7 protein-coding genes are annotated in these 12,884 nt (G+C 67.8%); 5 read left to right on the top strand and 2 right to left on the bottom strand.

Annotated elements, in window-relative coordinates:
- Positions 1–69: 69 nt before the first annotated feature.
- From KXC42_RS17855 to KXC42_RS17840, 4 genes are all read left to right on the top strand, one after another.
- Positions 70–690, top strand: a complete 621-nt coding sequence (locus KXC42_RS17855) for a hypothetical protein (protein WP_019291237.1) — start codon at positions 70–72, stop codon at positions 688–690.
- A 268-nt stretch (positions 691–958) separates the two neighbouring features.
- A complete protein-coding gene (locus tag KXC42_RS17850; RefSeq protein WP_016694775.1) occupies positions 959–1,600 on the top strand; it encodes a hypothetical protein in 642 nt (213 codons plus the stop codon).
- Positions 1,601–1,989: 389 nt separating this feature from the next.
- Positions 1,990–5,496 (top strand): DNA-directed RNA polymerase subunit beta, encoded by a 3,507-nt coding sequence (locus tag KXC42_RS17845; protein WP_026061693.1) that lies wholly within the window; start codon positions 1,990–1,992, stop codon positions 5,494–5,496.
- A gap of 115 nt (positions 5,497–5,611) precedes the next feature.
- Complete coding sequence (locus KXC42_RS17840; RefSeq protein ID WP_016694773.1) at positions 5,612–9,583, top strand: DNA-directed RNA polymerase subunit beta'; 3,972 nt, start codon at positions 5,612–5,614, stop codon at positions 9,581–9,583.
- Between the two features lie 150 nt (positions 9,584–9,733).
- Here the strand turns inward: KXC42_RS17840 and KXC42_RS17835 are convergent, their stop codons facing one another.
- Together KXC42_RS17835 and KXC42_RS17830 are read right to left on the bottom strand one after the other, a co-directional pair.
- Positions 9,734–10,225, bottom strand: coding sequence for a histidine phosphatase family protein (locus KXC42_RS17835; protein WP_016694772.1), 492 nt, complete (start codon positions 10,223–10,225; stop codon positions 9,734–9,736).
- Positions 10,222–11,034, bottom strand: coding sequence for an acyl-[acyl-carrier-protein] thioesterase (locus tag KXC42_RS17830; protein WP_019291240.1), 813 nt, complete (start codon positions 11,032–11,034; stop codon positions 10,222–10,224). The genes KXC42_RS17835 and KXC42_RS17830 overlap by 4 nt, the downstream gene beginning before the upstream one ends.
- 166 nt (positions 11,035–11,200) lie before the next feature.
- Here KXC42_RS17830 and KXC42_RS17825 point away from each other — a divergent pair, with 166 nt between their 5' ends.
- Entirely contained in the window at positions 11,201–12,877 is a 1,677-nt protein-coding gene (locus tag KXC42_RS17825; RefSeq protein WP_019291241.1) for an FAD-dependent oxidoreductase, read from the top strand.
- Positions 12,878–12,884: the final 7 nt, after the last annotated feature.

Raw genomic sequence — 12,884 nt, 5'->3', positions numbered from 1 at the left:
GACGGCAACTCGCCCGCGGACGGCCGGGGACCGGGCGGGGCACGCAGGGCGGCCCTCGCCGTCGTCTCGGTGCTCGCCGTCGTCGCCCTCGCGGCGGCGGTGTGGTTCGGCTACGGCTGGGGGCGTGCGCTCCTGGTGGACCGTTCGGCCGCCGAGGCGCGCGACGCCGCACTCTCGGGAGCCATGCAGGCGGCCGTCAACCTGAACAGTGTCGACGCGAACGACGTCGACCTGTCGATCGAGAACATGCGGTCGTCGATCACCGGCGACGCCCTGCGCAACGATCTCGCGGCGACCGAGGAGGACATCCGGGCTCGGGTCGCGGAGACCGGCACCAGCATGTCGGCCGAAGTGCTGTTCGGAACGCTCACCGAACTCAACACCGACGACGATCTGGGTAAGGCGCTCGTCGTGCTCGCCGTGCGCACCCAGACCCCCGAGTACTTCGTGACCAACAAGGTCCCGGTGCTCGTGTCGCTGCGCAAGGACGGCGACGTGTGGAAGGCCGAGACCATCGAGCCGCTCGCCTCCGTCGAGATGGAGTCGGGCCCGGTCTCCGGTGCTCCGGCTCCCGATCCCGGCGCGCAGCCCGCGCCCGACGATTCCGGGGCGCCCGCGCCGGGAGATACCGGGGCGCCCGCGCCGGGAGATACCGGGCCGCCCGCGCCCGAGGGCGAGGCGGGCCCGTGATGTTCGGCAAGTCGACGAAGGAGAACGTGTAGTGCCCCCGCAGCGACGGAAGACCGGCCCCAGCGGGCCCCCGCGCCGTCGGCCGAAGGTCGCCGGCACGTCCCGACCGCCCCGGATGACCCCTGCAGAGGACGAACGCCCGACCCCGGCAGAGGACGAACGCCCGTCCCGGACGGAGCGGACGATCACGCCGCCCGAACAGGGGAGTACCGGACCGGCGGAGACCCGTACAGGGGAAAACCCTGCCGAGCAGTCGCGACCTTCCGAGGTGACGCTCGACAAGCAGGAGAACGAGCATGAGAAGCCCGCGCCGACGGCCGCCGACACGGCCGGGTCCCCGGCAGCGAGCCCGGCGGAGACTGCGACCGAGCCCGGGGATCCACCGGAGCCTCCCGCCGGTGAGGCCGGCGGGTCGCGTGCCTCCGGTGGGTGGCGCCCGGTGATTCTCGTCGGTGCGGTGGCGGTGGTGCTCGCGGTGATCGCCGCGGTCGCGGCCTTCCGTCCCGGTGCCGACGTCTCGAACGTCGCGTGGGTCGACACCGCGGAGACCCGGGAGGTCACCGAGGCCGCGAAGGTCGCGATCGAGACCATGCACGGCTACGACTACCGCACCATCGACGAGGACTTCGGGCGGATCCGGGAGTTGCTGACCCCGGAGCGGCTCGAGGAGTTCGACTCGACCGCGGACGTCACCAAGAAGGCCGCGATCGACACCCGCACGGTCACCGAGGTGATGGTCGAGCACATCGGCGCGACGATGCTCGACGACACCCGCGCCGAGGTCGCCGCCTACATCAACGTCAGCGCCACCGGCGACGGGATCGCCCAGGGCAGCGCGGCCGCACCGCTGCTGGTGAGGATGGAGAAGTCGGACGGACGATGGCTGGTCTCGGAGATCCGCGACCGGTGACGACGGCTGCGGATCGCCCCCTCACCGGGGGTGTCCGCGGCCGCGACGCGCGGATCGTTCCGGACGCGCAGTCTTGACGCAGGCGACGCGAGCGGTCACTCTATCGGTACGCCTGTTCGACTGAAGGCTTCCTCGTGAGCCGCTCGAGGTCGTTTGCCAGGTTTCTTTGAGGCACCCCTGTGGACATTTCGCCTACTTAGGTGTAGGTTAGTTCTTTGCGCTGGCTGCCTCCTGTTCACCTTCTGATCGTCGAGTCGGAATCCGCCCTTTCGGGCGAGACCGTTTCGGTGTGTCGGTGGGGTTCTCGTTCGGGTTGCGACCAGCGAAAACGCCCCACATGAAGAAGCAGGTACAGCGGCGGTCGCACCGGTTGGAGCGGCCCGCGTGAGGTGCTGGAAGGACGCATCTTGGCAGTCTCTAGCCAGACCAAGGCAGTAGCCGGAATCCCCGGAGCCCCGACGAGGGTGTCGTTCGCGAAGATTCGCGAACCCCTCGAAGTTCCCGGGCTCCTCGATCTACAGACCGATTCCTTCGAATGGTTGATCGGCTCGGAGCGCTGGCGCGCGAAGGCTGCCGAGCGCGGCGACGGTCACGTCGTCGGTGGCCTGGAGGAGATCCTCGACGAGCTCTCGCCGATCGAGGACTTCTCGGGTTCGATGTCCCTGTCCTTCTCCGATCCTCGTTTCGACGAGGTCAAGGCCTCCGTCGAGGAGTGCAAGGACAAGGACATGACGTACGCGGCTCCGCTGTTCGTCACTGCCGAGTTCATCAACAACAACACCGGCGAGATCAAGAGCCAGACGGTCTTCATGGGTGACTTCCCGATGATGACCGACAAGGGCACCTTCATCATCAACGGCACCGAGCGTGTCGTGGTGTCCCAGCTCGTCCGTTCGCCGGGCGTGTACTTCGACAAGACCGTCGACAAGAGCACCGAGAAGGACCTGCACAGCGTCAAGGTCATCCCGGGCCGCGGTGCCTGGCTCGAGTTCGACGTCGACAAGCGCGACACCGTCGGTGTGCGTATCGACCGCAAGCGCCGTCAGCCGGTCACCGTGCTGCTCAAGGCGCTGGGCTGGTCCACCGAGCAGATCGTCGAGCGTTTCGGATTCTCCGAGATCATGATGTCGACGCTCGAGAAGGACAACACGGCGGGCACCGACGAGGCGCTCCTCGACATCTACCGCAAGCTCCGTCCGGGCGAGCCGCCGACCAAGGAGAGCGCGCAGACCCTGCTGGAGAACCTCTTCTTCAAGGACAAGCGCTACGACCTGGCGCGCGTGGGCCGTTACAAGATCAACAAGAAGCTCGGCCTGAACACGGGCCAGCCGATCGAGGCGTCCACCCTCACCGAGGAAGACATCGTCGCCACGATCGAGTACCTCGTGCGTCTGCACGCGGGCGAGAACAAGATGACCGTCCCCGGCGGCGTCGAGGTTCCCGTCGAGGTCGACGACATCGACCACTTCGGCAACCGTCGTCTGCGCACGGTCGGTGAGCTCATCCAGAACCAGATCCGCGTGGGCCTGTCCCGCATGGAGCGCGTGGTCCGTGAGCGCATGACCACCCAGGACGTCGAGGCGATCACGCCGCAGACCCTGATCAACATCCGTCCGGTCGTGGCTGCGATCAAGGAGTTCTTCGGAACCTCCCAGCTGTCGCAGTTCATGGACCAGAACAACCCGCTGTCGGGCCTGACGCACAAGCGTCGTCTGTCGGCGCTGGGCCCCGGCGGTCTGTCGCGTGAGCGCGCCGGCCTCGAGGTCCGCGACGTCCACCCGTCGCACTACGGCCGCATGTGCCCGATCGAGACCCCGGAAGGCCCGAACATCGGCCTGATCGGCTCGCTGTCGGTGTACGCGCGGGTCAACCCGTTCGGCTTCATCGAGACGCCCTACCGCAAGGTCGTCGACGGTGTCGTCACCGACGAGGTCGAGTACCTCACGGCCGACGAGGAGGACCGCTACCTCATCGCGCAGGCCAACTCGCCGATCGGCTCCGACAACCGCTTCTCGGACGAGCGTGTCCTCGTCCGTAAGAAGGGCGCGGAGATCGAGTACGTCGCCGCCGACCAGGTCGAGTACATGGACGTCTCGCCGCGCCAGATGGTGTCGGTCGCGACCGCGATGATCCCGTTCCTCGAGCACGACGACGCCAACCGTGCCCTCATGGGCGCGAACATGCAGCGTCAGGCCGTGCCGCTGGTGCGCAGCGAGTCGCCGATCGTCGGTACCGGCATGGAGCTGCGTGCCGCCGTCGACGCCGGCGACGTCATCGTCACCGAGAAGAGCGGCGTGATCGAAGAGGTCTCCGCCGACTTCATCACCGTCATGGCCGACGACGGAACCCGCAAGACCTACCGTCTGCGCAAGTTCGACCGTTCGAACCAGGGCACCTGCTCGAACCAGCGTCCGATCGTGGACGAGGGACAGCGCGTCGAGTCCGGCCAGGTCCTCGCCGACGGCCCCTGCACCGAGAACGGTGAGATGGCGCTCGGCAAGAACCTGCTCGTGGCGATCATGCCGTGGGAGGGCCACAACTACGAGGACGCGATCATCCTGTCGCAGCGCCTCGTGGAGGAGGACGTGCTCACCTCGATCCACATCGAGGAGCACGAGATCGACGCCCGCGACACCAAGCTCGGTGCCGAGGAGATCACCCGCGACATCCCGAACGTCTCCGACGAGGTCCTTGCCGACCTCGACGAGCGTGGCATCGTCCGCATCGGTGCCGAGGTCCGCGACGGCGACATCCTCGTCGGCAAGGTCACGCCGAAGGGCGAGACCGAGCTGACCCCCGAGGAGCGCCTGCTCCGCGCGATCTTCGGTGAGAAGGCGCGCGAGGTCCGCGACACCTCGCTGAAGGTGCCCCACGGTGAGAACGGCAAGGTCATCGGTGTTCGCGTGTTCTCGCGCGAGGACGACGACGATCTGCCTCCGGGTGTCAACGAGCTCGTCCGCGTATACGTGGCGCAGAAGCGCAAGATCCAGGACGGCGACAAGCTCGCCGGCCGCCACGGCAACAAGGGCGTCATCGGCAAGATCCTCCCGCAGGAGGACATGCCGTTCCTGCCCGACGGCACCCCGGTCGACATCATCCTGAACACCCACGGTGTTCCGCGTCGTATGAACATCGGCCAGGTCCTCGAGACGCACCTGGGCTGGATCGGCAAGGCCGGCTGGCAGATCCAGGTGGCCGACGACGGCAGCCGTCCCGAGTGGGCACAGAACCTCTCCGAGGAGATGCTCGCCGCCGAGCCCGACACCAACATCGCCACGCCGGTGTTCGACGGTGCCCGCGAGGAGGAGCTGACGGGTCTGCTGTCCTCGACGCTGCCGAACCGCGACGGCGAGGTCATGGTCGGCCCCGACGGCAAGGCGACGCTGTTCGACGGTCGCTCCGGCGAGCCGTTCCCGTACCCGGTGTCGGTCGGCTACATGTACATCATCAAGCTGCACCACCTGGTCGACGACAAGATCCACGCGCGTTCGACCGGTCCGTACTCGATGATCACGCAGCAGCCGCTCGGTGGTAAGGCGCAGTTCGGTGGTCAGCGCTTCGGTGAGATGGAGTGCTGGGCGATGCAGGCCTACGGCGCCGCCTACACCCTCCAGGAGCTGCTCACGATCAAGTCCGACGACGTCGTCGGTCGCGTCAAGGTCTACGAGGCGATCGTCAAGGGCGAGAACATCCCCGAGCCGGGTATCCCCGAGTCGTTCAAGGTGCTCCTCAAGGAACTCCAGTCGCTGTGCCTGAACGTGGAGGTCCTCTCCAGCGACGGCGCGGCCATCGCGATGGCCGACGGCGACGACGAGGACCTCGAGCGGGCGGCCGCCAACCTGGGCATCAACCTTTCCCGCAACGAGTCGGCCACGGTCGACGACCTCGCGAACTAGGAGCCGAGCCGATGCGGTACGCACCCCGACACCACCGGGCGCGTACCGCATCGGGCCCCGGCAGCGATAGCGACAACTAGCAGCAATACAACCCGCACAGGGGAAAGGAAGTTACGTGCTCGACGTCAACTTCTTCGATGAACTCCGGATCGGCCTGGCCACCGCCGAGGACATCCGTAACTGGTCGTACGGCGAGGTCAAGAAGCCCGAGACCATCAACTACCGCACGCTCAAGCCCGAGAAGGACGGCTTGTTCTGCGAGAAGATCTTCGGTCCCACCCGGGACTGGGAGTGCTACTGCGGCAAGTACAAGCGTGTCCGCTTCAAGGGCATCATCTGCGAGCGCTGCGGCGTCGAGGTGACCCGCGCCAAGGTCCGCCGTGAGCGCATGGGCCACATCGAGCTCGCCGCTCCGGTGACGCACATCTGGTACTTCAAGGGTGTGCCGAGCCGCCTCGGCTACCTGCTCGACCTCGCGCCGAAGGATCTCGAGAAGATCATCTACTTCGCCGCGTACGTCATCACGTCGGTCGACGACGAGCTGCGCCACAACGAGCTCTCCACTCTCGAAGCCGAGATGGAGGTCGAGAAGAAGTCGGTCGCCGACCAGCGCGACGCCGACCTCGAGGCCCGCGCGCAGAAGCTCGAAGCCGACCTCGCCGAACTCGAGGCCGAGGGCGCCAAGTCCGACGTCCGCCGCAAGGTCAAGGACGGCGGCGAGCGCGAGATGCGTCAGCTCCGCGACCGTGCGCAGCGCGAGCTCGACCGCCTCGACGAGATCTGGACGACCTTCACGAAGCTGAAGCCGAAGGATCTGATCGTCGACGAGATGATCTACCGCGAGCTCCAGGACCGCTACGGCGAGTACTTCACCGGTGCCATGGGTGCCGAGGCGATCCAGAAGCTCATCGAGAACTTCGACATCGACGCCGAGGCCGAGTCGCTGCGCGAGACCATCCGCAGCGGCAAGGGACAGAAGAAGCTCCGTGCTCTCAAGCGCCTGAAGGTCGTCGCGGCGTTCCAGCAGTCCGGCAACTCGCCCATGGGCATGGTGCTCGACGCCGTGCCGGTGATCCCGCCGGAACTGCGTCCGATGGTGCAGCTCGACGGTGGCCGCTTCGCGACCTCCGACCTCAACGACCTGTACCGCCGCGTCATCAACCGCAACAACCGCCTCAAGCGACTGATCGACCTCGGTGCCCCCGAGATCATCGTCAACAACGAGAAGCGGATGCTGCAGGAGTCGGTCGACGCCCTGTTCGACAACGGCCGTCGTGGCCGGCCGGTCACCGGTCCCGGTAACCGTCCGCTCAAGTCGCTGTCCGATCTGCTCAAGGGCAAGCAGGGCCGCTTCCGTCAGAACCTGCTCGGTAAGCGCGTCGACTACTCGGGCCGTTCGGTCATCGTCGTCGGTCCGCAGCTCAAGCTGCACCAGTGCGGTCTGCCGAAGCTCATGGCGCTCGAGCTGTTCAAGCCGTTCGTCATGAAGCGTCTCGTCGACCTCAACCACGCGCAGAACATCAAGTCCGCCAAGCGCATGGTCGAGCGTCAGCGCCCGCAGGTGTGGGACGTCCTCGAAGAGGTCATCAACGAGCACCCGGTTCTGCTGAACCGTGCTCCCACGCTGCACCGCCTCGGTATCCAGGCGTTCGAGCCGCAGCTCGTCGAGGGCAAGGCCATCCAGCTGCACCCCCTCGTGTGTGAGGCCTTCAACGCCGACTTCGACGGCGACCAGATGGCCGTGCACCTCCCGCTGTCCGCGGAGGCGCAGGCCGAGGCCCGCATCCTGATGCTGTCGTCGAACAACATCCTGTCGCCGGCATCGGGCCGCCCGCTCGCCATGCCGCGTCTGGACATGGTCACGGGTCTGTTCCACCTGACCCGTCTGGTCGAGGACGCCCCCGGCGCCTACAAGGCCGCGACCGCCGACGAGCCCGAGCAGGGCGTCTACTCGTCGCCGGCCGAGGCCCAGATGGCCGTCGACCGCGGCGTGCTGTCGGTCCAGGCTCCGATCAAGGTGCGCCTGACCCAGCTGCGTCCGCCGCGCGACGTCGAGAACGAGCTGTTCCCGGAGGGCTGGAAGTACGGTCAGGCGTGGACCACGCACACGACCCTCGGTCGCGTGCTGTTCAACGAGCTGCTGCCGACGAACTACGCGTTCGTCAACGACATCATGCCGAAGAAGCGCCAGGCCGCGATCATCAACGATCTGGCCGAGCGGTACCCGATGATCGTCGTCGCGCAGACCGTCGACAAGCTCAAGGACGCCGGCTTCTACTGGGCCACGCGTTCGGGTGTCACCATCTCGATGGCGGACGTGCTCGTTCCGCCGGAGAAGAAGGACATCCTCGAGCGGTACGAGACGCAGGCCGACGCCATCCAGCGGCAGTACGACCGAGGCAAGCTCTCGGAGGACGAGCGTCGCGATTCGCTCGTCAAGCTGTGGCAGGAAGCGACCGAAGAGGTCGGTCAGGTCATGGAGGCGCACTACCCGGACGACAACCCGATCCCCACGATCGTCAAGTCCGGTGCTGCGGGCAACATGACCCAGATCCGCTCGCTGGCGGGCATGAAGGGTCTGGTGACGAACCCGAAGGGCGAGTTCATCCCGCGCCCGATCAAGTCCTCCTTCCGTGAGGGCCTGACCGTCGCCGAGTACTTCATCAACACGCACGGCGCGCGTAAGGGTCTGGCCGACACCGCTCTCCGTACCGCCGACTCGGGTTACCTGACCCGTCGTCTGGTCGACGTCTCGCAGGACGTCATCGTCCGCGAGGTCGACTGCGGCACGCCGCGCGGCATCGAGATGACCATCGCCGAGCTCGCACGCGACGCGACCGGTCAGCCGACCGGTGAGCTCGTGCGCGACGCTCACATCGAGACCAGCACCTACGCCCGTACGCTGGCGACGGACGCGGTCGACGCGAACGGCAACGTCGTCGTCGAGCGTGGTTCCGACCTCGGCGACCCGGCGATCGAGGCGCTGCTCGAGGCCGGCATCCAGAAGGTCAAGGTCCGCTCGGTCCTGACCTGCGACACCGGCACCGGCGTCTGCGCGACCTGCTACGGCCGTTCGATGGCGACGGGCAAGCTCGTCGACATCGGCGAGGCCGTCGGTATCGTCGCCGCCCAGTCGATCGGTGAGCCCGGTACGCAGCTGACGATGCGTACCTTCCACCAGGGTGGCGTCGGTGAGGACATCACCGGTGGTCTGCCCCGCGTCCAGGAGCTGTTCGAGGCCCGCGTCCCCAAGGGCAAGGCCCCGATCGCCGATGTCTCCGGCCGCATCCGCCTCGAGGACGACGATCGTTTCTACAAGATCACGATCATCCCCGACGACGGTGGCGAGGAGGTCGTGTACGACAAGCTGTCCAAGCGTCAGCGTCTGCACGTCATCCGCAAGGCCGACGGCACCGAGGGCGTGCTCGCGGACGGCGACCACGTGGAGGTCGGTCAGCAGCTCCTCGAGGGCTCTGCCGATCCGCACGAGGTGCTGCGCGTGATGGGCCCGCGTCAGGTTCAGGTCCACCTGGTCCACGAGGTCCAGGAGGTCTACCGGAGCCAGGGCGTGTCGATCCACGACAAGCACATCGAGGTCATCGTGCGCCAGATGCTGCGTCGCGTGACGATCATCGACTCGGGCTCGACGGAGTTCCTGCCCGGTTCGCTCGTCGAGCGCAGCGAGTTCGAGGCTGCGAACCGTCGTGTGGTCCAGGAGGGTGGCGAGCCGGCTGCCGGCCGTCCGGTCCTCATGGGCATCACGAAGGCGTCGCTGGCCACCGATTCGTGGCTGTCGGCGGCGTCCTTCCAGGAGACCACTCGCGTGCTCACCGACGCGGCGATCAACTGCCGCTCGGACAAGCTGATCGGTCTCAAGGAGAACGTGATCATCGGCAAGCTGATCCCCGCCGGTACCGGTATCAACAAGTACCGGAACATCGAGGTCCAGCCGACCGAGGAGGCCCGCGCGGCCGCGTACGCCATCCCGGCGTACGACGACCAGTACTACTCGCCGGACGGCTTCGGCCAGAACACCGGCGCTGCAGTGCCGCTGGACGACTACGGTTACTCCAACGACTACCGGTAGTTCGCTGCCGTAGTAGACGACGAAGGTCCCGCCCTCTTCTCTTCGGGGGCGGGGCCTTCGTCATGTGTTCTCGACGGTGATCGTCGTCGTTGCTTCGCCGCGAGCATCTCGCAGCGGTTCCGCGCGGGGTAGGTCAGCGCGGGGTGTGGGTCAGCGCGGGATGTGGAAGTCCACGAGTTCGGCCGTGCCCCGCGACAGCTCGGACCACGATCCGCTCACCGTGAGGACTGCGATCGCGGAGGTGGGGAACTTCTCGGCCACCTGATGGGCAGCGTCGGTGCTGTGGTCCGTGATGAGTCCGAGGACGGTCGCGGAGAGGGTGGGCTCGTGCCCGATGACCAGCAAGGTCTGCACGTCGTCGGCGGTTCCCCGGATCTCGGCGACCAGGGATTCCGGATCGGCGTGGTACAGGCTGTCGCGGTACTCGACGGGAGCCTCCACGGCCGCTTCGGCGAGTGTCTTGCGTGTCCGGGTCGCGGTGGAGCACAGAACGGCGTCCACCTCGGGCAGGTTCGCCCGGATCCAGCGACCGGCGAGACCGGCCTCGCGGCGTCCGCGGGGGGAGAGGGGACGCTCGTGATCGTCCACGTCGTCCGGGTACGCGGACTTGCCGTGGCGCAGCAAGATCAGGGTACGGGTCATGGGGTCCACCGTAGAGCGTCCGGATTCCGGCCGATCCACGCGACCGCGCGAGTGTGATCCTCGACCGTGAACCAGACCGTCAGTCCGTCCTCCCGCAGGGTCGTCCGCAACGTGAGGGTCTCGCCGGCGGCGACGGGGCGCAGGTGCTCGATCACCGCTCGGTACGGCGCGTCCGGGACGTCCGGCCGGAGGGACAGAAGCTCTTCGACACCGTGCCAGTAGACGGCGTTGTTGACGTGCCCGAAGGGGTCGAGGTCGGTGGCGCGCAGGGGGAAGACGCGTTCGTCGTCGACCCCGTCGGGTGCGCGACCGGGCAGCCACGCCGTCCACTTCAGGCGTGTGTCGTGCGCGTAGCGGGCCATGTGCTCGAACAGGCCGTCGCTGATGCGGGTGGGAGCGCCGGTGGTGGGGCCGATGTCGATCCAGAACGCCGCGGTCTCGATCAGCGGACCGTCCGGGGCGTCGTCGGGGTCGTCGAGGCGGACCCGCACGTTCGCCCACCGTGTCGACAGGGCGTCGCACCAGCGCCGCAACCGGAGCGTGCGGCCGTACTCGGCGGGGCGGTGCACGTCGACGATCGTGCGCCGGACGATCCAGAGCGGGTCGGTCTCGGACGCGCCGACGGCGGCGAGGTTGTCGGTGCCGATGTCCTGGAGATAGCGGGCGATGCCGTCGAGTCGCAGTCGCTTACCGGTGTCGACGTCGCCGGTACGGACGGTGCGCTCGGTGGAGAAGGGATCCGCCTCCTCGGGCAGTTCCGTCAGCGGTCGCGTCCGAGGCAGGTCGGTGCTCGGCGTCGACGTGGCCATGTGTCCCCCCGGGTCGGATGTCCGATCGTGCGATTCTCGCAGCTTCGGGGGGTGGTCGCAGGTTCTCTTGCGAACCCGCGGTGACAGCCGCTACAGTCGAATTAACTGTTACGGATCGTTACATGAAAATCGCGGACGCTCCGCCCGGCTGCCGAGGACCCTTCCCATGGCCTATGTGATCACCCAGACCTGCTGCAACGACGCGAGCTGCGTCGCGGTCTGCCCCGTGAACTGCATCCACCCCTCGCCGGACGAGCCCGAGTTCGCCACCGCCGAGATGCTGCACATCGATCCGAAGACCTGCATCGACTGCGGCGCCTGCGCCGACGCGTGCCCGGTCGAGGCGATCCTGCCCGACGACAAGCTCGATCCCTCCCAGAAGCGGTTCGCCGAGATCAACGCGGCCTGGTACGAGGACCACCCGGCGCCGGAGGGGTGGCAACCCCTCGTGCCCGCCCCGGCGCCTCCGCGCGATCGCGGAACGCTGCGGGTCGCGATCGTCGGCGCCGGCCCCGCGGCCTGCTACGCCGCCCAGGAACTGCTCGAACGGTCCGACGTCGAGGTCGAGATGTTCGACCGGCTCCCGACTCCCTTCGGTCTCGTGCGCGCCGGTGTCGCCCCCGATCATCCGGGGACCAAGGCGGTCACCGAATCGTTCGAATGGTCGTTCCGACGCGAGGAGTTCGCCCTGCACCTCGCCACCGAGATCGGTCGCGACATCAGTCACGCCGAACTGCTCGAGCATCACCACGCCGTGATCTACGCGACCGGTGCGTCGTCCGACCGCCGACTCGGGATCACGGGCGAGGACCTGCCCGGCAGCCACGCCGCCACCGAGTTCGTCGCCTGGTACAACGGCCACCCCGACTACGCCGACCGCACCTTCGACCTGTCCGGCGAACGCGCCGTCATCGTCGGCAACGGCAACGTCGCCCTCGACGTCGCGCGGATCCTCACCATGGACGTCGACGAACTGGCGCGCACCGACATCGCCGACCACGCCCTGAAGGCGCTGCGGGAGAGCAACATCCGCGAGGTCGTCCTGCTCGGCCGGCGCGGCCCCGCCCAGGCCGCCTACAGCAATCCGGAGTTCCTCGCCCTCGGCGACCTCACCGGGGTGGACGTCGTCGTCGACGACGCCGACCTCGAACTCGATCCGGTGAGCTCTCGGGCCGTGGAGGACGACGCGGCGACCGCGCTGCGGGTCCGTCTCGCCCGTGAGTACGCCGGACGGCCCGTCCGTCCCGGTCACCGTCGCATCGTCTTCCGGTATCTCGCTGCCCCGAGCGAACTGCTCGGCGACGACCACGTGACCGGCGTGCGGGTCGAACGCACCGAACTCGTCGACGACGGTGGCCGCCTCACCGCCCGACCCACCGGCCGGTTCGAGGACCTGCCCGCCACGCTCGTGCTCCGGTCGATCGGTTATCGCGGCGTTCCCGTGCCGGGTGTGCCCTTCGACGACGTCCGTGGCGTCGTTCCCAACACCGGCGGTCGCGTCGACACCGGCGTCTACGTGACCGGCTGGGCCAAGCGCGGGCCGAGCGGTGTCATCGGCACCAACAAGGGGTGCGCGAAGGAGACCGTCGCGGCGCTGCTGGCCGATTTCGACTCCGGTGCGCTCGCCGATCCCCGCGGCGACCGTCGCGCGCTGAACCGGTTGCTCGGACAGCGCAGGCCCGATCGGGTGGACCTGGACGGCTGGAAGACCATCGACGCCGCCGAGCGGCAGGCCGGACGGGCCCAGGGCCGGCCCCGCGTCAAGATCACCGATCGCGGGACCCTCGTCGAACTCGGTCGTCGCCGACGCCGTCTTCCGCTGCTCGCTTCGCTGCGTCGCTGACGCAGTC

Source organism: Rhodococcus sp. LW-XY12 (genome assembly GCF_019317345.1).
GTDB classification, from domain to species: Bacteria; Actinomycetota; Actinomycetes; order Mycobacteriales; family Mycobacteriaceae; genus Rhodococcus; species Rhodococcus pyridinivorans.
Note: the sequence above shows the minus strand (reverse complement) of the source record. Positions and strands in the feature narration are given on the sequence as shown.